The 21,623-nt window shown below is 71.1% G+C and carries 20 protein-coding genes; 17 read left to right on the forward strand and 3 right to left on the reverse strand.

The window, feature by feature from the left end:
• The first annotated feature begins 51 nt into the window (after window positions 1–51).
• From thrS to ACIPN7_RS21440, 12 genes are all read left to right on the forward strand, one after another.
• Window positions 52–2,079, forward strand: a complete 2,028-nt coding sequence (gene thrS, locus ACIPN7_RS21385; RefSeq protein ID WP_400546923.1) for a threonine--tRNA ligase — start codon at window positions 52–54, stop codon at window positions 2,077–2,079.
• 22 nt (window positions 2,080–2,101) lie between these two features.
• The gene (locus tag ACIPN7_RS21390; RefSeq protein ID WP_285102455.1) at window positions 2,102–2,674 is read left to right on the forward strand and encodes an HIT domain-containing protein; all 573 of its coding nucleotides are present in this window, start codon (window positions 2,102–2,104) and stop codon (window positions 2,672–2,674) included.
• A complete protein-coding gene (gene pgsA / locus ACIPN7_RS21395; RefSeq protein ID WP_400546926.1) occupies window positions 2,674–3,330 on the forward strand; it encodes a phosphatidylinositol phosphate synthase in 657 nt (218 codons plus the stop codon). The genes ACIPN7_RS21390 and pgsA overlap by 1 nt, the downstream gene beginning before the upstream one ends.
• Entirely contained in the window at window positions 3,330–4,346 is a 1,017-nt protein-coding gene (locus ACIPN7_RS21400) for a phosphatidylinositol mannoside acyltransferase (protein WP_400546929.1), read from the forward strand. Before pgsA ends, ACIPN7_RS21400 begins: the two co-directional genes overlap by 1 nt.
• Before the next feature lie 29 nt (window positions 4,347–4,375).
• Window positions 4,376–5,572, forward strand: coding sequence for a glycosyltransferase family 4 protein (locus ACIPN7_RS21405; protein WP_400547227.1), 1,197 nt, complete (start codon window positions 4,376–4,378; stop codon window positions 5,570–5,572).
• Window positions 5,569–6,156: a hypothetical protein gene (locus tag ACIPN7_RS21410; protein WP_400546932.1), complete on the forward strand. Its 588-nt coding sequence runs from the start codon at window positions 5,569–5,571 to the stop codon at window positions 6,154–6,156. Before ACIPN7_RS21405 ends, ACIPN7_RS21410 begins: the two co-directional genes overlap by 4 nt.
• A 150-nt stretch (window positions 6,157–6,306) precedes the next feature.
• Window positions 6,307–7,209, forward strand: coding sequence for a pyridoxal 5'-phosphate synthase lyase subunit PdxS (gene pdxS / locus ACIPN7_RS21415; RefSeq protein ID WP_400547230.1), 903 nt, complete (start codon window positions 6,307–6,309; stop codon window positions 7,207–7,209).
• Between the two features lie 172 nt (window positions 7,210–7,381).
• Window positions 7,382–8,644: an ATP-binding protein gene (locus ACIPN7_RS21420; RefSeq protein ID WP_400546935.1), complete on the forward strand. Its 1,263-nt coding sequence runs from the start codon at window positions 7,382–7,384 to the stop codon at window positions 8,642–8,644.
• Window positions 8,645–8,849: 205 nt separating this feature from the next.
• The gene (locus tag ACIPN7_RS21425; RefSeq protein ID WP_400546938.1) at window positions 8,850–9,785 is read left to right on the forward strand and encodes a hypothetical protein; all 936 of its coding nucleotides are present in this window, start codon (window positions 8,850–8,852) and stop codon (window positions 9,783–9,785) included.
• A gap of 157 nt (window positions 9,786–9,942) precedes the next feature.
• Window positions 9,943–11,862 carry a polymorphic toxin-type HINT domain-containing protein gene (locus ACIPN7_RS21430; protein ID WP_400546941.1) on the forward strand — a complete coding sequence of 640 codons (1,920 nt, stop codon included), beginning with the start codon at window positions 9,943–9,945 and terminating at the stop codon, window positions 11,860–11,862.
• Between the two features lie 3 nt (window positions 11,863–11,865).
• Window positions 11,866–12,405, forward strand: coding sequence for a hypothetical protein (locus tag ACIPN7_RS21435; protein WP_400546944.1), 540 nt, complete (start codon window positions 11,866–11,868; stop codon window positions 12,403–12,405).
• A 53-nt stretch (window positions 12,406–12,458) separates the two neighbouring features.
• Window positions 12,459–12,902: a hypothetical protein gene (locus ACIPN7_RS21440; protein WP_400546947.1), complete on the forward strand. Its 444-nt coding sequence runs from the start codon at window positions 12,459–12,461 to the stop codon at window positions 12,900–12,902.
• Window positions 12,903–12,908: 6 nt separating this feature from the next.
• Here ACIPN7_RS21440 and ACIPN7_RS21445 read toward each other — a convergent pair whose 3' ends face one another.
• The gene (locus ACIPN7_RS21445) at window positions 12,909–14,408 is read right to left on the reverse strand and encodes an SDR family NAD(P)-dependent oxidoreductase (protein WP_400546950.1); all 1,500 of its coding nucleotides are present in this window, start codon (window positions 14,406–14,408) and stop codon (window positions 12,909–12,911) included.
• Between the two features lie 152 nt (window positions 14,409–14,560).
• Between ACIPN7_RS21445 and ACIPN7_RS21450 the strand changes: the two genes are divergently transcribed.
• The gene (locus ACIPN7_RS21450) at window positions 14,561–15,967 is read left to right on the forward strand and encodes an FAD-dependent oxidoreductase (RefSeq protein WP_400546953.1); all 1,407 of its coding nucleotides are present in this window, start codon (window positions 14,561–14,563) and stop codon (window positions 15,965–15,967) included.
• A 28-nt stretch (window positions 15,968–15,995) separates the two neighbouring features.
• Here the strand turns inward: ACIPN7_RS21450 and ACIPN7_RS21455 are convergent, their stop codons facing one another.
• Complete coding sequence (locus ACIPN7_RS21455; protein ID WP_400546956.1) at window positions 15,996–16,691, reverse strand: hypothetical protein; 696 nt, start codon at window positions 16,689–16,691, stop codon at window positions 15,996–15,998.
• Window positions 16,688–17,569: a hypothetical protein gene (locus ACIPN7_RS21460; RefSeq protein WP_400546959.1), complete on the reverse strand. Its 882-nt coding sequence runs from the start codon at window positions 17,567–17,569 to the stop codon at window positions 16,688–16,690. Before ACIPN7_RS21460 ends, ACIPN7_RS21455 begins: the two co-directional genes overlap by 4 nt.
• A 43-nt stretch (window positions 17,570–17,612) precedes the next feature.
• On the opposite strand from ACIPN7_RS21460, the gene hrpB reads away from it, so the two are divergent.
• The 4 genes from hrpB (at window position 17,613) to ACIPN7_RS21480 (ending at window position 21,604) form a co-directional block, all read left to right on the forward strand.
• The gene (hrpB, locus tag ACIPN7_RS21465; RefSeq protein WP_400546962.1) at window positions 17,613–20,129 is read left to right on the forward strand and encodes an ATP-dependent helicase HrpB; all 2,517 of its coding nucleotides are present in this window, start codon (window positions 17,613–17,615) and stop codon (window positions 20,127–20,129) included.
• 137 nt (window positions 20,130–20,266) lie between these two features.
• Window positions 20,267–20,869 (forward strand): NUDIX hydrolase, encoded by a 603-nt coding sequence (locus tag ACIPN7_RS21470; RefSeq protein ID WP_400546964.1) that lies wholly within the window; start codon window positions 20,267–20,269, stop codon window positions 20,867–20,869.
• A gap of 76 nt (window positions 20,870–20,945) precedes the next feature.
• Window positions 20,946–21,215, forward strand: a complete 270-nt coding sequence (locus ACIPN7_RS21475; protein ID WP_400546967.1) for a type II toxin-antitoxin system Phd/YefM family antitoxin — start codon at window positions 20,946–20,948, stop codon at window positions 21,213–21,215.
• A complete protein-coding gene (locus tag ACIPN7_RS21480) occupies window positions 21,212–21,604 on the forward strand; it encodes a PIN domain-containing protein (protein ID WP_400546970.1) in 393 nt (130 codons plus the stop codon). The genes ACIPN7_RS21475 and ACIPN7_RS21480 overlap by 4 nt, the downstream gene beginning before the upstream one ends.
• Window positions 21,605–21,623 lie beyond the last annotated feature (19 nt).

Here is a 21,623-nt window from a genome sequence, read left to right on the forward strand (position 1 = left end):
GGACGGTGCCCCTCGATCCATTTCGTCTTCCGTTCCCCAAGGAGCACTCCTGTGTCCGACGTCGCATCGCCGCCCAGCCCCACCGACCTCGCCGGTGGCGAGACCCCGGCTGAGAACACCACGCAGGCGACGACGACCACGGCGACGACCACCGGCGTCGAGCTGTACGGCGACCGCCGTGACGTGGTCGTCGTGCGCGTGGACGGCGAGCTGTGGGACCTCGACCGCGAGATCCCGGCCGGCCACAAGGTCGAGCCGGTGACCATCGGCGAGCCCGACGGCCTCGCCGTGCTGCGGCACAGCGCCGCGCACGTGCTGGCGCAGGCCGTGCAGCAGGTCAACCCGGACGCGAAGCTGGGCATCGGCCCGCCCGTCACGGACGGCTTCTACTACGACTTCGACGTCGAGACCCCGTTCACGCCCGAGGACCTCAAGGCCCTCGACAAGACGATGGGCCGCATCATCAAGGAGGGCCAGACCTTCCGCCGCCGCGTCGTCACCGAGGACGAGGCGCGCGCCGAGCTGGCGAACGAGCCGTACAAGCTGGAGCTGATCGGGCTCAAGGGCGGCGCGGCGGACGGCGACAGCGGCGAGAACGTGGAGGTCGGCGGCGGCGAGCTGACCATCTATGACAACGTGCGCGGCGCCGGCCGCGAGAGCGAGACCGTGGTCTGGAAGGACCTGTGCCGCGGCCCGCACCTGCCGAACACCCGCCTGATCGGCAACGGCGTGCAGCTCATGCGCAACGCCGCCGCCTACTGGCGCGGCAGCGAGAAGAACCCGATGCTGCAGCGCGTCTACGGCACGGCGTGGCCGTCCAAGGACGAGCTGAAGGCGTACCTGGAGCGACTGGCCGAGGCCGAGCGCCGCGACCACCGCCGCATCGGCGCCGAGATGGACCTGTTCAGCTTCTCCGACGAGGTGGGCTCGGGCCTGCCGCTGTTCCACCCCAAGGGCGGTGTGATCAAGCGGGTCATGGAGGACTACGTCCGCCAGCGCCACATCGAGGAGGGCTTCTCCTACGTCGGCACCCCGCACATCACCAAGGACGGGCTGTTCCACACCTCGGGCCACCTGCCGTACTACGCGGACACGATGTTCCCGGAGATGGACCTCGAGGGGTCCAAGTACCGGCTCAAGGCCATGAACTGCCCCATGCACAACCTGATCTTCGCCTCGCGCGGGCGCTCCTACCGTGAGCTGCCGCTGCGCCTGTTCGAGTTCGGGTCGGTGTACCGGTACGAGAAGTCCGGCGTCGTGCAGGGCCTGACACGCGTGCGCGGCCTGACGCAGGACGACTCGCACTCCTACGTGACCCCGGAGCAGGCCCCGGCCGAGGTCAAGCACCTGCTCGACTTCATGCTCAGCGTGCTGCGCGACTTCGGCCTGGACGACTTCTACCTGGAGCTGTCCACGCGCGACGACTCCAAGCCGGACAAGTTCGTGGGCTCGAACGAGGACTGGGTCGCCGCCACGGAGATCCTGGAGCGGGTCGGGCGCGAGACCGGCCTGGAGCTCGTGGCCGACCCGGGCGGCGCCGCGTTCTACGGCCCCAAGATCTCTGTGCAGGCGAAGGACGCCATCGGCCGCACCTGGCAGATGGGCACCGTGCAGTACGACTTCAACCAGCCCAAGGGCTTCGGGCTGGAGTACACCGCCGCGGACGGCACCCGCCAGCAGCCGGTCATGATCCACTCGGCCAAGTTCGGCTCCATCGAGCGGTTCATGGGCGTGCTCATCGAGCACTACGCCGGCCAGTTCCCGGCCTGGCTCGCGCCCGTCCAGGTGCTCGCCGTGCCCGTGGCCGACGCCTTCGACGACTACCTCAAGGACGTCGTCGCCCAGCTCCGCGCCCAGGGCATCCGCGCCGAGCTCGACCTGTCCGACGACCGGTTCGGCAAGAAGATCCGCAACGCGTCCAAGGAGAAGGTCCCGTTCGTGCTCATCGCGGGCGGGGAGGATGTCGAGGCGGGCGCCGTGTCGTTCCGCTTCCGCGACGGCACCCAGGAGAACGGGGTGCCGGTCGCCGAGGCGATCGAGCGGATCGTGAAGGCGGTCAGCGACCGCGTGCAGGTCTGACCGGCCCGAAGGGCGTCCTCGGATGAACAGCGAGCCCACCCCCGAGTCGCCGACGGCGTTCGGTCCCTCCGACGACGGCCTGCAGCGGCTCTGGACGCCGCACCGCATGGTCTACATCGGCGGGCAGGACAAGCCGGCCGACGGGACCACCCAGCAGTGCCCGTTCTGCCGCATCCCGGCGGGCGACGACGAGCAGGGCCTCGTCGTCGCCCGCGGGGAGCGGTGCTACGTCGTGCTGAACCTGTACCCGTACAACTCAGGGCACATGATGGTGCTCCCGTACCGGCACGTCTCGGACTACACGGACCTCGACGCCGCCGAGACGGTCGAGCTGGCACGGATGACTCAGCAGGCCATGCGCGTGTCGCGCGCCGTCCACGCGCCCGCAGGCTTCAATCTTGGTATCAACCAGGGCGAGGTGGCGGGCGCGGGCATCGCGGCACACCTGCACCAGCACGTGGTGCCGCGCTGGCTGGGTGACGCGAACTTCCTGCCCGTGGTGGGCCAGACCAAGGCGTTGCCCGAGCTGCTGGCGGACACCCGTCGTCGGCTCGCGGAGGCCTGGGAGACCGCGGGGGGCGGAGAGGAGAACTGATGTTACGGGGCCTGCGCTCCTTCATGACCACGCTGTTCACCCCGTTGGCGCGCCTGCTGCTGGCCCTGCGGGTCTCGCCGGACGCGGTGACGATCGCCGGCACCGTCGTGGTCACCGCGGTGGCCCTGACGCTGCTCCCCATGGGGCACACGCTCGTGGGCGGCCTCCTCATCGGCTTCTTCGTCCTCTTCGACTCGCTCGACGGGGTCATGGCGCGCCTGGCCGGGCGCTCGGGTCCGTGGGGCGCGTTCCTCGACTCCACGCTCGACCGCGTGTCCGACGGCGCGGTGTTCGCCGGCATCACGCTCTGGTTCGTGCTCCACCCCGACGAGCACCACGGCCTGTGGGGCACGTGCGCCGCGCTCGCCTGCCTGGTGCTCGGGAGCGTCGTCCCCTATGCGCGGGCCCGCGCCGAGAGCGTCGGGGCCACCGCGCAGGTGGGCATCGCCGAACGCGCCGACCGGCTCCTCCTCGCGCTGGTCCCGTTCACCTTCATGCAGGTGGGCCTGCCGGTGGTGGTGGCCGAGGTCATGCTCACGCTGCTGGCGCTCGCGAGCCTGGTGACCGTGTTCCAGCGCATCGCCACGGTGCGGGCGCAGCTCGCCCGCCGTGGCCTGGAGCAGCACGACGGCCCGCTGGCCGGGCAGGGCGCCTGATGGACGTCGCGGCGGCCTACACGTTCGCGTGGCGCAACGCCACGAAGATCCCCGAGCCCGTGCTCCGGGCCGTGTTCACCGCGGTGGCCGACATCACCTGGCTGCGGCGCGGCAAGGGTGTGCGGCGCATGGAGAGCAACTACGCGCGGGTGCGGCCCGACCTGGACGAGAAGGCGGTCCGCCGGCTGTCCCGCGTGGGCATGCGCAGCTACATGCGCTACTTCCGCGAGGCGTTCACCCTCCAGGGCGTCACCTCCGAGAAGCTCCGGGCGCGCGTGCGCGTGGAGGGTTACGACGAGCACGTGCGTCCCGTGATCGCCGACGGCGGCGCCGCCTCGCTCGCGCTGGGCCACCTCGGCAACTGGGACCTGGCCGGCGCGTACGGCTCCCAGTACCTCGCGAGCGTGCTCACCGTCGCCGAACGGCTCAAGCCCGACGAGCTGTTCCAGGAGTTCGTGCGGTTCCGCGGCTCGCTCGGCATCGAGGTCCTGGCCCTGGGCAACGGCGACGTGCTGGGCTCCCTGGTCCGCGGCGCCAAGGAGGGCAGCAAGCTCATCCCGCTGCTCAGCGACCGCGACCTCACCTCGACCGGCATCGAGGTGGACCTCGCCGGGCACCGCGCCCGGGTGGCCGCCGGGCCGGCCCTGCTGGGCCTGGAGGCAGGCGTCCCCGTCAGCGCGGTCGGCATCACCTACGAACGGCTGCGCGGCGACCGGCGCCGGGCGGCCGGCACGCCGTGGGGCATCGTCATCCACTTCTACCCGCCCGTGCCCGTGCCCGACGCCGCGCTGCCGCGCGCCGAGCAGGCCCGGATCCTCACCCAGGGCTGGGTCGACCAGCTCGCGGGGACGATCGTGGAGCACACCCACGACTGGCACATGCTGCAGCGCGTGTTCGTCGCCGACCTCGGCCCGGCCCGGCAGCGGGCGGCGCAGCGGTCCGCGACCCCGCCCGACCTGGCCCCCGCGCGCGACGAGCCCGAGCCCGACCCGGCCCCCGCGCGGGAGAACGGATGAGAAGCGCGCGGCGGCGCGGCCACCGCGCGCTGCGTGTCGGCATCGTCTGCCCGTACTCGTTCGACGCCCCCGGCGGCGTCCAGTTCCACGTGCGCGACCTCGCCGAGGCGCTGCAGGCCGCGGGGCACCAGGTCTCGGTGCTGGCTCCGTCCAGCGACGACACCGAGCTGCCCGACGTCGTCACCGCCGCCGGCCGGGCCGTGCCCGTGCCCTACAACGGGTCGGTCGCGCGGCTCACCTTCGGGCCGCTGACCGCCACCCGGGTGCGCCGCTGGCTGGAGGGCGGCATCGGCGGCAGCCCGTTCGACATCGTCCACCTGCACGAGCCGATGGTCCCGTCCCTGTCGATGCTCGCCCTGTGGCAGGCCACCGAGCCCGTGGTCGCCACCTTCCACACCTCGCAGGTGCGCTCGCGGGCGCTGCAGGTCGCCTACCCGCTGGTGCGGCAGTCGCTGGAGAAGATCGCCGCCCGGATCGCCGTCTCCGAGGACGCGCGCCGCACCCTCGTGGACCACCTGGGCGGCGACGCCGTCGTGATCCCGAACGGGGTGTACACGCAGGTGTTCGCGAGCAGCGGCCGGCGGCCGGAGTGGACGGGCACGCCCGACGCGCCGACCGTCGCCTTCCTCGGCCGCCTGGACGAGCCGCGCAAGGGGCTGAGCGTGCTGGTGCAGGCGATCCCCGCGATCCTGGACCGGGTGCCCGGCACGCGGTTCCTCGTGGCCGGGCGGGGCAACGGCATCGTTGCCGAGACGCGGGAGGCGCTGGGGGAGCGGGCGTCGTCCGTCGAGTTCCTGGGCGCGGTGTCCGACGCCGACAAGGCGGCGCTGCTGGCGTCCGCCGACCTGTACGTGGCCCCGCAGACCGGCGGCGAGAGCTTCGGCATCGTGCTCGTGGAGGCGATGAGCGCCGGCTCGGTCGTGGTGGCCAGCGACCTGGGCGCCTTCCAGCGCGTCCTGGACGACGGCGCCGCGGGCGCGTTGTTCCGCACCGGTGACCCCGCCGACCTCGCCTCGACCGTGCTGGACCTGATCGCCGACCCCGCGCGACGGGACGCCTACCGCGCGCACGCGGGGCGGTGGGTCCAGCGGTTCGACTGGTCCGGCGTGACGGAGCAGGTCCTGGCCGTCTACGAGATGACGCTCGACGCCGACCACGCCATCGCCGGCGACGTCGTGGGCCGCTTCATGGGGCTGTTCCCGCGCCGGGTCGGGGGTGACGCATGACCTGGTCGGAGATGGCGCTCGTCGCGCTCGCCGTGGTCATGGTCGGGCTGGTGTTCGCCTGGCAGGGCGCCTCCCGGCTCGACCGGCTGCACCGCAAGGTCGCGGCGTCGCGCATCGCCCTGGACGCGCAGCTCGTGCGGCGGGCCTCGGTGGCGGTGGAGCTGGCGGCGTCGGGCGCGCTGGACCCCGCGAGCTCGGTGCTGGTGGCCGACGCCGCGTACACGGCGTCGGACGCCGGCGCGGTCACCTCGCCCGCCGCCGCGCTGAAGATGGACGGGCTGGGCGCGGCCCGGGAGCGGGCCGAGTCGGGGCTCACGGCGACGCTCCGGGAGGCGCTGGGCTCGCCCGAGGCGGTGCGGGACCTGCGGGTGGGCCCGGCCGGCGAGGTGGTGGAGGGTCTGGCGTCCGCCTGGTACCGGGTGACCCTGGCCCGTCGCTTCCACAACGAGGCCGTGGCGCAGGCCCGGCGGGTGCGCAGGCTCTGGTACGTGCGGTTGTTCCACCTGGCGGGCCGGGCCCCGATGCCGCGCACCGTCGAGCTCGACGACGCCCTGCCGCACGGGCTGGAGCCCGCCGCCGGGTGACCGCGGCGTCCAGCAGATGACCGTTCTGCGGGCGGCGGCGGGGACGCCGCAGGCCGGGCGATAAGATCGAGGCAGGGCGCCGACCGCGCCCGGAACGACCGGCGTCGATCCCACCGGCGAGAACTATGCGAGGTAACCGTGACTGAATCCGTGACCGGCGAGAACACCGTGGGCACGGTCGGCACCGCGCGCGTCAAGCGCGGCATGGCCGAGATGCTCAAGGGCGGCGTCATCATGGACGTCGTCACGCCCGACCAGGCGAAGATCGCCGAGGACGCGGGCGCGGTGGCCGTCATGGCGCTCGAGCGGGTGCCCGCGGACATCCGTGCGCAGGGCGGCGTGTCGCGCATGAGCGACCCCGACATGATCGACGGCATCATCGAGGCCGTCTCGATCCCCGTGATGGCGAAGGCGCGCATCGGGCACTTCGTCGAGGCCCAGGTGCTGCAGTCCCTCGGTGTCGACTACATCGACGAGTCCGAGGTGCTGACGCCGGCGGACTACACGAACCACATCGAGAAGTGGAACTTCACCGTGCCGTTCGTGTGCGGTGCGACCAACCTGGGCGAGGCGCTGCGCCGCATCACCGAGGGCGCCGCGATGATCCGCTCGAAGGGCGAGGCCGGCACCGGCGACGTCTCGAACGCGACCACGCACATGCGCCAGATCCGCCAGCAGATCCGCCGCCTCACGTCGCTGCCCGAGGACGAGCTGTACGTGGCCGCCAAGGAGCTGCAGGCGCCGTACGAGCTGGTCAAGGAGATCGCGGCCACCGGCAAGCTGCCGGTCGTGCTGTTCACCGCGGGCGGCATCGCCACCCCGGCGGACGCCGCGATGATGATGCAGCTCGGCGCCGAGGGCGTCTTCGTCGGCTCGGGCATCTTCAAGTCCGGCAACCCGGCGCAGCGCGCCGAGGCCATCGTCAAGGCGACCACGTTCTTCGACGACGCTGACGTGATCGCCAAGGTCTCCCGCGGCCTGGGCGAGGCCATGGTCGGCATCAACGTGGACGAGATCCCGGAGCCGCACCGGCTGGCCGAGCGCGGCTGGTGAGCTGAACCGTCGGAGGGGCCCCGCGGACCTGGTGTCCGTGGGGCCCTTCGTCTGACTGGCCGCGCTTGCAGCGCGAAATCAGCGACCTCGGTGCTGCAGAACAGCGACTTGCTTTGTGCAGAACAGCGGGTTTGCGCTTGCAGAACAGCGACTTGCAGGATGTCATGGTGCTGTGAACGCGAACGACATCCTCTCCCGCCATGCTCTCCCATGGGCGAAGGAGCTCGTCGGCTCCTTCCCCGCTGTTGTCATCGAGGGTGCGCGACAGGTGGGCAAGAGCACGCTCGCCACAATGCTGGTCGAGGGCTCGGAACGCCCCGCGCGCTACCTCACCCTGGACGACGACGTCATGCGCGCCGCCGCGCAGAACGACCCGCAGGCTTTCGTGAACCAGGTCCCTGACGGGATGCTTGTCATCGACGAGATCCAGCGTGCCCCGGAGCTGCTGCTGCCGATCAAGGCATCCATCGACCGACACCGCGCCCCGGGCAGGTTCCTTCTGACTGGATCGGCCGACCTGCTAAGGCTCGAACGGACGCCTGATTCCCTCGCGGGTCGAGCTGTCACCTTGCCGCTGCGGACCCTGAGCCAGGGCGAGATCAACGGCCGCCTCGACGACTTCGTGACCCGCTTCATTGCCGGGGTGGATCCGTTCGACGTCCGCTCGACGGTCTCGCGTGAGGACTACGCGAACCTGCTCGCGGCAGGTGGATATCCCGAGGTCTTCCGGCGGTCGCCGCGACTGCGTGCGGCCTGGTTCGACGGATACGTGGACCGCATCGTCCAGCGCGATGCTCGCGATGTCCGACGCCTGGTAGATGGCAACCGCCTGGCGACCGTCCTGCGTCTGGTCGCGGCGAACCAGGCCGGCGAGGTGGTTCGCGCACGCCTTTCCCGGGACGCGGATGTCCCCGAGACGACCATGTCGGCATACCTTGACCTCGTCGAGACGCTGTATCTCGTCGAGAGGATTCGACCGTGGACAGGCAACCTCACGACCCGCCAGACGGGCAAGGCCAAGGGGCTCGTTACCGACTCCGCGCTCGCGATGCACCTCTCGGGCGTCACCGCGGCACGTGCTGCCGCACTTCTCGGCGGTGGTGAGCTGCTGGGTCCGTTGCTGGAGGGCCTTGTAGTCTCCGAGCTGCGCAAGCAGCAGACCTGGAGCGACACCAGGTTCTCGGTCTTCCACTATCGCGAGACGTCGGGTGTCGAGGTGGACGTTTTACTAGAGCTCGACGACGGTCGGATCCTCGGTCTCGAGGTGAAGGCGAAGCAGACCTACAAGCCTGAGCATTTCCGTGGTTTGCAGCGGCTTGCCGAGCGACTGGGCGACAGGTTTCTAGGTGGGGTCGTGCTCGGCACGGCGGACCAGGGCGTGCGATTCAGCGAGAACTTAGTCGGGTTGCCTATTGCCTCCCTGTGGGAGCTCTGACGGGATTGCCTGGCGACCTCAGGTCTGCTCGGACACACGTCAATCTTGGACCACGGCATCAACGTCGACGAGATCCCGGAGCCGCACCGGCTGGCCGAGCGGGGCTGGTAGTCGCCCGCGGACCGATGCGGTCGGTCGAGACGCCGAGGACCTGCGGGGTCCTCGGCGCCTCCGTCATCTTGGGCGCGCCGCTACCCTGGCGTGCATGTCCGACGACTACGCGTTCGATGCGCAGGTCCTGAACGGCCTGGTGCGCTCGGCGTCGGTCATCCGCGTGTACGACCGCGGTGCGTCCGGGAGCCGACCGCGCGACGTCGAGCCCGTGCTGACGATCAGCGATCGTACTGAGCTCGACGAGCTGGCCCGGTTGCTGGAGGACTCCCGATCCACGGGCATGGAGTGCATGTGCCTCGGCGACTCCGCGTTCGAGCTGCTCGACCACGAGGGCACCGCGATCGATGTCCTCGGCTGGCACCACGGGTCGACGCTTCGCTGGCAAGGCTCGCCTGACGGCGATGTCGAGCTGGCGCACGGTCCGGAGCTCATCACCTGGATGGCTGCTCACGGTTATACGCACCCTGCTGAACGGGTCGACCGTCGTGAACAGCAGCGACGAGACCAGGCGCGGGCTGTCGAGTCCTGGTCGGTGGCCGCACCCGAGGCTGTTCGTGCAGAGATTCCCCGGATCCTCGCGGAGGCCGCTTGGGGGCTTCCCGAGCGGCTGGCCGACGACCTCGCCCGCAGCCTTGCTGAGGCGTACCCGGGCGAGCTCGACCAAGCGCTGGCGCTCCTGCGCTGGCGGTCAGGCGGCACCGGCCGCTACTCCGGCTACCCGGTGCATGAGGGGGCGGCGACAACCCTGCTCGAGCGGTTGCCCCTGCAGGCCGTCTTCACGGCCCTGGCCGGTGTACGCGCCACCGACCCTGCATGGTCCGGCGCCGTCCGCTACCTGTTGGCCTGGCGTCCCAAGGACATCGTCCTGCTGCGCCGCATCCCGGAGAGCGTCTGGAGTGTGCTTGCCCAGGTGGTACACGACGAGGCCGACAGCACGTGGGCCGACCGCTACGCGACCTGCTACCGCCAGGTCGAGCACGCCCGCGCCCGGAGGCAGCGGGCCCGCAGGCGCTTCCGTAGTGGCTGAGGTCGCCGGCATTGACCGGTGACTTGAGCCCTGCCTACGGTGTGGCGTCTGAACGGGGGGAACGGCGCACGGTGCTGCCCTGGACTCTTGCGTCGTGTGGGGAAGGCCGTGGATGTTTGCTCGCGAGGCTCACGCTTGGTCGGTTCAAGGGGTCGTGATGGTGGTGATCACGGCGATCACCGTGGTCATGACTGGTTGCACAAGAGCCACGGACGCCCCGCCACCGACGTCGACGGACGGCGCGAGCACGTCCGTGGTGGATGCCGGCGCTGAGCTGGGGAAGCTGCCGGATGTCGAACGGTTCCTCGAGCAGGCGATCGCTCAGGTACGGCAGAAGTATCCGGATCAGGTTCCCGACGACCTCACGACCGCCGCTGTCATGGGCGAGCTGCACGCGATCGACAGCCATGTGGGCGCCGACGGTGTGCTCGACTACGCGACCGCGAAGAGTGACCCCGCGATCACCACTGACACGCTTGACCCGTATGCGCGAACCTACCGGACGCTGGGCGGCGAGCTGACCGGTACCGGCACCACGGACGCCGACGCGACGGGTGTGGATGACGCCGACGCGGCATCGACGACGCTGCCGCACGCCTCGGTCGTCCGACTCGATGCTGCCGAAGGTCAGGACGGGAGCAAGGAGGACGACCCCCGCGTCGGATACTCGGGGCCTCGGCAGTTCGTCTCCGACAGGCCTGAATGGGTCGACGAATACAAGCCCGTCGGAAACGAGATCCTCCAGGGCAAGGTTCTCTACTTCGAGTCGGAATACAGCCTGGCGCGCCTCCGCTTCACGTCAGAGCTCGACGGCTACCTGCAGGAACGCATCGGCGATGACCAGACCGTCATCACCTGGGGCGGGATCATGGACGGCCCTTTCGGGGCATGCATCGTCGACACCGAGGTCTACCACGAGCTGGTGTTCGAACAGGGCGCCGAGGACTCGGAGGCGTGCCTCACGCGGACGGCCGGAGGGTCTACCGTGCCGGATCCGCTGCTCCCGCTCGATTCGCCCGTGCCGGAGTCCGCTGTTGCCGTCGAGGCAGATGTCGAGCAGCTCATCATTCAGGAGCTCTGGCCGATCGTGAAGGACTTCATCGGGCTGGCCGACCTGGAGAAGTGCTTCACCGAGGCGGACATCCTCGCGTGCGTGATGACCCTGCTCAATGTGCTGCCGGTCGGGAAGGCGATCAAGGCGCTCAAGGCGATACCGGCGGTCGTCAGGGCCGTCGAGAAGATCGTCACCTTCGTCGCGACGAAGGGAAAGAAGCTGCCGGTCGCGGTACCGGCGGGGTGTTTTGCATCCTTCGCCGGATCGACACCCGTGCTGATGGCCGACGGCACGCACAAGCCCATCCGGGACGTCCGACCCGGTGACGACGTTCATGCGACGGATCCGGTGTCCGGCGTGAGTGGCCCGCGTCGAGTGCTCGACACGTTCGTCCATCGAGACGCGCTCGTGGAGCTCAGGCTTGCCAGCGGTGACAAGATCACCACCACCGCTGACCATCCGTTCTGGTCGTCGAGTGACCACACCTTCGAGGACGCGAAAGACCTCGCTCCTGGCGAGAAGGTGCTGTCGGCCGACGGCACCGAGCTGGCCGTCGGGGGGATCGACGCTGGAGCGATACGTGAAGGAGCGGCCTACAACCTCGCGGTTCTCGATCTGCACACCTACCACGTGGGCGATGCCGAAGTCCTGGTTCACAATTCCGGCTGCCTCGCGGTGCTCAAGAACTGGAAGCCGAAGTCATTCAGGTACGGTGACACCACGCTGGTCCTGCAGCGTGGCGGGATGCAGCACATTCTCGAAAGGCATCACCCGACGTACTTCGACCCGGAGCAGGCGAGGCAGAAGAACGACTTCTTCAGAGAGTCCAGGACGGTTGATGACATTGTTGGCCTCATTGACCAGGTTGTTCGCCAGAGAACCGACGAACTGGCGGCCATTGCGCGAAGGTCAAACCCCGAGCAGCAGCGTGGCGAGGTGGAGGCTACGATTGACGGCGTGACATATCTGCTTGCCGTGAGACAAGGTGGGATCCGGTCGTTCTACCCAGTGGGTGGTGAATAGGCTGTGAGTGATATTGCTATTCAGTCATACCTGTACGACCGCCACGGGTCGCCGAACTTCGAGCCGGTTCAAGATATGGCGTCATTCACCCAGAAGAGGTCTGGGTATGTGGAAGGGTTTATCAGCTTGACCGTTGACGGGGCCGAAATGTTCGGCCCTGATCTCTGGGATGATATGGGAATGCTGTGGCCGGGGTTGACCGTAATGCTCGACGACTGCCGTGAAAATAGTGCGGGAAAGACGAGCCTCGCGGAGCGCGCGATTCCAATACGCCTGGAATGCGTTCGGGGCCGGCCAGGGTTTCTCCTGCTGACGGTCGGGCGGCCCGAAGGCGATCACTACGGGGTGAAGGCTCGTCGCGCATCGGTTGAAGCAGCTGATTTGTATCCTGCCGTCGCACGCGCCTACCTCGATACGTTCGAACACTTCAGACGCATCGATGCCCCTGAGGGCATCGGGACGGTGAGTGAAGCGATGGACAGGCACCTACGATCCTGGATCGAGACCCCCCGAGACTTCTGGCTCAAGATCTTCCCTGGATGATCTCGACAGAGAGCACGCCCGACCTTGATCGAGGGCGCCGGTACAGTCGCCGCGTGAGCATCCTCGGCTGGTGGGTGATCGGTCCGATCCCGCGGTCCGTGGCGGCGTCCGCCGATCCCGCCGACAGCGAAGGGCTGCACGATCTGCTCGATCACCTCGTCGAGGGCCCTGGCCTCTTTGTCACCGCCGCACGGAAATGTCTGCCGTACGAGATCTTCGTGGAGACCGTCGCACCGGTTGGCGTCGCCCGCGCCCTCACCGGCAACGTCCTGTGGTCTCCAGCCCAGGCGGCCGAGGCGCTTTCCGAGCTCGCCACGATCATAGAGTCGGGTCCGGTTACCCGAGCCGAACTGGTCCGCCGGGCCGCCGATGCTGTCGACACCCAGGGCGACGAGGCGGACTTTGACGCCGAGGAACTGATCGCAGGGCCTCTGCGTGCCCTCCGCCACGCCGTCGGGCACGACCTCGACGTCCTCGCCGTCGCAGCGATCAACTGAGGGTCCCTACCAGGGCGACGGCTCGTAGTCCTTGAGGAAGCAGCCGTACAGGTCGGTCCCGGCCTCGCCCTGGACGATCGGGTCGTAGACGCGGGCTGCGCCGTCGACCAGGTCGAGGGGCGCGTGCCAGCCCTCGGCGGCGATCCGCAGCTTCTCCTGGTGCGGGCGCTCGTCCGTGATCCACCCGGTGTCCACGGCGGTCATCAGGACCCGGTCCTTCTCGAACATCTCCCCCGCGGAGGTCCGGGTCAGCATGTTCAGGGCGGCCTTGGCCATGTTGGTGTGCGGGTGTCCCGCGCCCTTGTACCGGCGGGAGAACTGCCCCTCCATCGCCGAGACGTTGACGACGTACCCGCGCCGCGACGTGGACGTCGCCGCCCGCATCGCCGGGCGCAGCCGGGAGATGAGCAGGAACGGCGCGATCGCGTTGCAGAGCTGGACCTCCAGGAGCTCCAGCGGGTCGACCTCGTCCACGACCTGGGTCCAGGAGTTGTTCTTCTGCACGTCGGGGAGCAGCCCGCCGGCGTCGACCGCCGTGCCGGCCAGGTGGGCGTCCAGGGAGGCCGAGCCCGCCCTCAGGGCCAGCGCCGTCAGGGACGCCGCGGTGTGCGTCGCGACGGCGTCGTCCTGCGACTGCCCCTCGTGGTGGGCGACCGACAGGGCGGCCAGGGCGCCCGCGATCGCCGCGGGGTGCGCCTCCGAGACGTGGTCGAACGTGACCATCTCCGGCGGCTGGAGGCCGAGGGGGAGCGGGGCGACCGGCGCCGACTCGCCCGTGACGAGCTGCGAGTAGGCCCCGGGGGACCGGCGGACCGTCTGGCAGGCGTTGTTGATCAGGATGTCGAGCGGGCCCGCCGCGGCGACGTCGTCGGCCAGGGCGATCACCTGGGTGGGGTCGCGCAGGTCGATCCCGACGATCTTGAGCCGGTGCAGCCAGTCGGCGGCGTCGGGCATCGCCGAGAAGCGGCGCACCGCGTCCTTCGGGAAGCGGGTGGTGATCGTGAGGTGGGCGCCGTCGCGCAGCAGGCGCAGCGCGATGTACATGCCGATCTTCGCGCGGCCCCCGGTGAGCAGGGCGCGGCGGCCGGTCAGGTCCGTGCGCTGGTCGCGCCGTGCGTGGCTCTTCGCGGCGCAGTCCGGGCACAGCCAGTGGTAGAACGAGTCGACCAGCACGTAGTCCGTCTTGCAGATGTAGCAGCCGCGGGCGGTGCGCAGCTCACCGGCGAACGCCCCCGGCACGGAGGAGACCAGCGGGATGCCCGCGGTCTCGTCGTCGATCCGCGCCGCCGAACCGGTCGCCGTCCGCTCGATGATGCTCCGGTCGTGCGCCTGGAGCTCCTCGCGGACCGCGGCCTTGCGGGACTTCTTGAGCAGCTTCCACATGTAGCCGGTCGCCCGTTTGACCGTCTGGACGTCGGGATGGTCGGGCTCGAGGTCATGGAGCTGGCCCAGCACCCGGAGGGTGGTCGCGAGCTCGTCCGGGTCGATCCCCGCTTTCGTTGGCACCGCCGAAGGATATCTGGCGGCCTGCGCCGCACGACCACCCGTTGCTAGGGTGCACGGGACGTTTGCGACAAATCGGCACCCCCGATGTGACGAAGATCCACCAGCTCGACCCCCTGCCGCAGTCCTGCGCTGCCCTTCGAGAGGAACTCGCCGTGAACCTGAGCCGCAAAGAGATGCTGAGACTGATCGGGACGGGCGCCGGGGCGGTGGCGCTCGGGTCCGCGGCGGCGAGCCCCGCTGCCGGCGCGGAAGCGCGCGGCGGAGGCGACATCGTGCGCGACGTCGCCGTGATCGGTGGCGGTGCGGCCGGGACGTACGCGGCGATCCGCCTGAGGGAGCTGGGGCAGAGCGTCGTCGTGGTCGAGCGCAACGGGCGGCTCGGCGGGCACACGCAGACGTACACCGACCCCGCCACGGGCGGCACGCTCGACATCGGCGTCGTCGTCTGGCACGACCAGCCCCTGGTGCGGCAGTGGTTCGAGCGCTTCGACATCCCGCTGCAGAAGGCGTCGTTCAGCGCCGGGCAGACCCTCTACGCCGACTACCGCACGGGCCGCGAGGTCCCGGGCTACACGCCGCCTAACCCCGGTGCGGCGCTGGCCCTGTACGGCGAACAGCTCGCCAGGTTCCCGTACCTGGAGTACGGCTTCGAGCTGCCCGACCCGGTGCCGGCGGACCTGCTCCTGCCGTTCGGCGACTTCGTGCGCAAGCACGGCCTCGACGAGGTGGTGCCGACGGTCGTCCAGTTCGGCCAGGGCCTCGGCGACCTGCTGCGCCAGCCGACCCTGTACGTGATGAAGAACTTCGGCTCGGACATCCTGCGCAACCTCCAGACCGGGTTCCTCAGCACCTCGCGCCGGAACAACAGCGAGCTCTACGAGAAGGCGCTCACCGAGCTGGGCGACGACGTGCTGCTGAACAGCCGCGTCGTCTCCACCGACCGGGACGGCGGGAGGGACGCCGCCGTCCGCGTCGACACGCCCGCCGGACCGCGGACGATCCGCGCCCGGAAGGTCCTGGTGACGATCCCGCCCCTGCTCGGCAACCTGGACGGGTTCGACCTCGACGGCCTGGAGCGCAACCTCTTCGGCCAGTTTCGCAACAGCGCCTACTACACCGGTGTGCTGCGCAACTCCGGGCTTCCCGACAACCTGTCGGTGCGCAACGTCGGCCTGGACACCCCGTTCAACACGCCCCAGCTCCCGGGCGTCTACGTCATCTCCCCGACCGGCCTCCCCGGCCTGCACAACGTCAAGTTCGGCAGCCCCGTCGCGCTGTCGGACCGGGCGGTGCAGAACGAGATCCGGGCGAGCGTCCTCCGCCTGGGTGAGGCCGGCACCGTACCGACCATGAGCCCCGACTTCGCCACCTTCGCCAGCCACACCCCGTTCGAGCTGACGGTGCCGGCTGCCGCCGTCCGCGCAGGCTTCTACCGCCGGCTCGGCACGCTCCAGGGCCGCAACCGCACCTACTACTCGGGGGCGGCCTTCCACACGCACGACTCGTCCCTGATCTGGCAGTTCACGGAGACGCTGCTGCCGCGGGTCGCCGCCTCCTGACGGGAATCCTGGGAGGTCCGGGGCCTGATCAGCGCGGCGGGACGATCCCGGACCGCCCCTCCCACGTGCCGTGCTCCGCGAGCGGGCGGAACCGGAACGTCGCGAACTCGTGGTGGAAGTCGCGGCGCCGCCGCTCGACCATGGCGTCCGCGTGCCGCCGGTCCGCGGGTTCCGCGCGGCCGTGCACCATCTCCTCCATCTCGCGCACGGTGCGCCACACGGAGAACGTGGAGATGGTGCCCGGCGGCCGGAAGGCGGCCAGGGCGAGCGTGGTGCCGGGGTGGTCGCGCACCTGGCGTTCGACCGGCTTGCCCCACCGCAGGAACCGGGGCACCTCGGGCAGGCGCATCCGCGCGACCGTCACCGCGACCACGGGCTCGTCCTGGTCCCAGTCGCCGGTCCGGGCGGGCAGACCGGGCAGCGCCGCCAGCCGGGACCAGCGGCGCAGGTACTCCAGCCGCACGTGCCAGCCTGCCGCCAGGTGACGACCGAGCGCGTCGTCGTTCAGGAAGCGGTCCAGGGCGTCCTCGTCGCGCCACTGCGCGAAGACCGCGATCCGCCGCAGCTGCAGCCGGTCCGGGGAGACGGTGGGCGCCCCCAGGCGCATGAGGGCCAGGCACTCGGCGTGGTCCAGCCCGGGCGTCGTGGTGCCCGACGGCGGTCGCAGCAGCGCGCGTGCCGTCACGGCGGCCGGTAGCTCGGCGAGGTGGAAGGTGTGCATCATCGGGCGCGCCCCATCTTCTCGCGGTCCATCTTGTAGTGCAGGCGCATCATCCAGGTGCGCCACATCCGCAGCTCGTGGTCGGTGCGGAGCACACCGTACGGGTCGGTGTACAGGCGGAAGGTCTCGTGGAGCGGGACGCGCGCGGCGAAGTCCCGTCCGCCGTCGTGCACGACGACGTACGCGCCGTCCTGCCCGAACCGTCCCGGGGGCGACTCGAGGACGAGCCCGCCCTCGTCGCTGACGGCAGGGCGCAGGAACACCTGCACGTTGCCGGACTCGAGCGGGAACGCGACGTGGACGCTCGGCCGCGCGTTGCCGGGGAGGCAACGCGTCGAGTAGCACCCGCTGAAGACGTAGCGGCCCGAAGGACGGAGCGTCCGCAGCCACGCGGCGCCCACCTGCTCGCCGTCCCGGTCGCGGATCACGCGGACGCGGCTGTCCATCCCGTGCGCGACGTCGAGCGGGCGCATCGGGAGGGAGAGCTGTTCGACCCGCCGCGCGAACAGCCGCGCGATCACCTCGCCGGCCGGCCAGAACAGCGGCGACCACCCGCTCCACACCTCCATGTGCCAGGCGGCGGTGTGCTCGTAGAAGTCGCGGATCCGTGGATCCAGCCGGGAGGCGTCGAACCCGGGACCGTCGAGCACCGTCATCGCCGGGAGCAGGCCGGGTGCCGGGCCGGCCGGGGTATCGGTGGTCGCCGCGTCGTCGTCGACCGTGCCGCCGTGGTGCGCGGCCTCGGCGGCGAGCCAGCCGTCCCCGACCGTGGAGGAGCGGCTCACCGGGGCGCGCAACCAGGAGTGGTCGCCGGCGAGGTCGACGGGCCTGCCGACCAGTCGCCAGAACTTCCGGGACCCGAGGTCCAGCAGCTGGTTCACGAGAACGCATTGTTGCAGGGTGTCCGTCGGTTACGGTCGGTGCGTGCTGCTGCCTGATCTGTCGACGCCCGGGGCGGACCTGCCCGTCCGGGCCGTCCTGCCCGCCACGGTCGACGCCGTGCGGTCGAGCGGCACCGCGGTGCTGGTCGCGCCGCCCGGGTCGGGGAAGACCTCGCTGCTGCCGCTCGCGCTGGGCGACGCGCTCGGGGGCACGGTCATCGTTGCCGAGCCACGCAGGATGGCGACCCGTGCGGCAGCGGCCCGGCTGGCGACGCTCGTCGGCGAACCGCTCGGGCAGCGGATCGGCTACGCGATGCGGGGTGAGCGCAGCGGCGGCGCGGGGCTCCGCGTCGAGGTGGTGACGACGGGGCTCCTCGTGCGGCGTCTGCAGCGGGACCCGGAGCTGCCGGGTGTCTCCGCGATCGTGATCGACGAGTGCCACGAGCGGCACCTCGACGCCGACCTGCTGCTCGCGCTCGCCGTCGACGTCCGCGCGAACCTGCGCGAAGACCTGGCGATCGTCGCGACCTCGGCCACGGCGGACACGGTCCGGCTGAGCCGCGCGCTGGGCACGGACGTGCCGGCGCCCGTGGTCACCGCGTCCGCCGCGCTGTTCGACGTCGCGGTCGAGTGGGCACCGCCGCCGGTCGCCACGCCGCTGCTCCCCGGTGGGCGGGTCGACCCGCGCCTGCTGGACCACGTCGCGGCCGTCGTCCGGCGCGCGCTGGCCGAGAACGACGGCGACGTGCTCGTGTTCGTGCCCGGCGAGGCCGAGATCAACGGTGTGACCCGCCGGCTGGCCGGTGAGAACGTGCTGCCGTTGTTCGGCCGCCAGTCCCGGGCCGAGCAGGACCGCGCGCTGGCGCCGTCCGCCACACGCCGGATCGTGGTCACGACGTCGGTCGCGGAAAGCTCGCTGACCGTGCCCGGCGTCCGGGTGGTGGTCGACTCCGGCCTCGCCCGGGAGCCGCGGACCGACCAGTCCCGCGGGCTCGGCTCGCTGGTCACCTGCCGGGTCTCGCGGTCGTCGGCCGACCAGCGGGCGGGGCGTGCCGGGCGGGAGGCGCCCGGCCGGGTCTACCGGTGCTGGTCCGCCACCGACCACGGCCGGCTCGACGACCATCCGGCGCCGGAGATCGCGATCGCCGACCTGGCGTCCTTCGCCCTGGATCTCGCGGCGTGGGGCGCGCCGGGTGGTGCCGGCCTGACGCTGCTCGACGCGCCGCCGGCGCCGGCGATGACCGCGGCCGCCGAGCTGCTGGGCCGGGTCGGCGCCGTGGACGACGCCGGCCGGATCACCGACCGGGGCCGGCGGATGGCGGCGGTCGGGGCGCATCCCCGGCTGGCTCGTGCGTTGCTGGACGGGACGCCGCGGGTCGGCGCCGACCGGGCGCGCGAGGTCGTCGCGCTGCTCTCGGACGACTCCGGCCGCGGCCCCGGCGACGACCTGCCGGCCCGCTGGCGGGCCCTGCGCCGTGGCGACGACCGCGGGGCGACGGCTCGCTGGCGGGAGGAGGCGAAGCGCCTGGGCCGGGGCACGACGACGGGCGGCGCGTCGGACGGCCCAGCGGCGCGCGGGGTACCGGACGATCTCGCGATGGGGATCGTGGTGGGGCTGGCGTACCCCGAGCGGATCGCGCGGGTGCGAGGGGCCGGCTCGGCGACCTACCAGATGTCCGGTGGTACGGGCGCCGCGCTGGATCCGCAGTCGCCGCTGCGGTCCACGACCTGGCTGGCGGTCGCGGTCGCCGACCGGGCCCCAGGCCGTGCCGACGCGAGGATCCGGTCCGCGGTGCCGATCGACGAGGCCACCGCGCGGGACGTCGCGGGCGACCTCGTCTCGACCACCGACCAGATCCGCTGGGACGACGGCCGGGTCGTGACGCGACGCGTCGAGACGCTCGGCGCGATCGTGCTGGGCGACGTCCCGCTGGCGAAGCCCGACCCGCTTCTGGTCCAGGCGGCCGTCCGCGACGGCATCCGGCACGACGGCCTGTCCGTGCTGCGCTGGTCGGAGGCCGCGCTGGCCCTGCGGGAGCGGCTCGCGTTCTGCCATGCCCACCTCGGCGCCCCGTGGCCCGCGGTCGACGACGACGCGCTGCTGGCCGGGCTCGACGGGTGGCTCGGTACCGAGCTTGCCGCGGTGCGCGGCGCGCGCGACCTCGCCCGCATCGACGTCGCCTCTGCGCTCCGGCGGCTGCTGCCCTGGCCCGCGGCGGCCCGGTTCGACGAGCTCGCCCCGGAGCGGCTCAGGGTCCCGTCGGGCTCGCAGGTCCGGCTCGCGTATGACGGCGTCGAGCCGCCGGTCCTCGCGGTGAAGCTGCAGGAGGTGTTCGGCTGGACCACCACCCCGGCCGTCGCGGACGGTCGGGTCCCGGTTGTCCTGCACCTGCTGTCGCCCGCGGGCCGCCCGGCCGCGATCACGAGCGATCTCGCCTCGTTCTGGAAGCAGGGCTACCCCCAGGTCCGGGCCGACCTGCGGGCCCGGTACCCGCGGCATCCGTGGCCGGAGGACCCGCTGACCGCGGCGCCGACCGGGCGGGCGAAGCCTCGCCGGTGAGTCGGGCTGCTGCCTGCCGGGCCGGTCGCGGGCGGTACGTTGTGGGCACCGGATCGTCCGCCGCGGACGTCCGGCCCGGGACGCCCAGCCGGTTGAACCGCCAGCACTCAGAACGACCAGCACGAGGAGCACACCGCATGACGGGTCATCCGCAGGGGACCGCCGACCAGCACCGGCCCGTCGTGCCGTCGGAGGTCGGCCCCGGCACCACGTCCCTCGGGGACGACTGGGTGCCCGGGCCGGACGGCGTCCGCGAGCGCTCGGCGGCGCGCGTCCTGCTCATGGATGACGCCGGCCGGGTGCTCGTGATGCGCGGGCACGACGTCAACCAGCCGGAACGGTCCTGGTGGTTCACGGTGGGCGGGGGCATCGACGCGGGGGAGACGCCGGAACAGGCGGCGCTGCGCGAGACCCGCGAGGAGGTGGGCATCGACCTGCCCGCCGGGACCCTGGTGGGTCCCGTGCTCACGCGGACGGGCATCTTCGACTTCTACGCCGAGACGTGCCGGCAGTACGAGGTCTTCTACCTCGCGCGCATCCCGGACGCCGTCGAGGTGACCGCCGAGGGCTGGACCGACGCCGAGCGCGAGCTGCTCGACGAGATGGCCTGGCTGACGGCGGCGGAGCTGCGCGCGCAGCCCCTGGAGGTGTTCCCGCCGGAGCTGCCGGAGGTCATCGAGCACCTGGTGGCCGGCTGGGACGGCGAAGTGCGGCACCTGGGCGAGCAGTTCGACGACTGACGGCATCACCGCTGCGGTAGAGGCAGCCGGCGCAGCAGATGTAGACGTGCGTCTACACCGCGGCTAGGATCGGATCATGAAGACCGTCGGGGCGCGCGAGCTGAAACAGAATCCACACACGGTGATCCAGCACGTCCTGGAGACCGGGGACGAGTACGAGATCACCAGCTACGGCCGCCCGACCGGCGTCCGAATCGTCCCGGACAACCGGTCTCCCCGCCGCTGGGTGCCGGGTAGTGATCTCGCTGACGTCCCGCCGATGAGCCCGCGCAACGCCGCGGCATGGCGCGCGGACATCGAGAGCGTCATGGACGACGAGGTCAGCGACCCCTGGGAGCGGGCGTGATCCTGCTCGACACGAACATCCTCATCGATCTCGACCTGTACGAGTTCGACCCGCACGAGGAGTACGGGGCCAGCATTCTTTCCAGGGCTGAGCTCGAGTTCGGCATCCACGCGGCCAAGAACCCGCATGACGGTGCCGAGCGGACCCGTCGGATCAACGCTCTCGACCAGCGGTTCGCCTGGGTCGAGCTGGACATCGAGTCGACCCGTTCGTACGGCATCGTCGCCGCGGGCGCGCGAGCGACGGGCGCGAAGGTCCGCAGCAAGGACGCCCTGATCGCGGCCCAGGCCCACCGACATGGTGCCGCGGTGATGACGGCGAACACCGACGACTTCAAGCCCTTCGACCACCTCGTCGAGGTAGTGGCCCCGGTTCGCCGAAAGACCTGAGGTCCGACCGCCGTAAGAT

The sequence above is a fragment of the Promicromonospora sp. NPDC090134 genome (assembly GCF_044746965.1).
Taxonomy (GTDB): domain Bacteria; phylum Actinomycetota; class Actinomycetes; order Actinomycetales; family Cellulomonadaceae; genus Promicromonospora.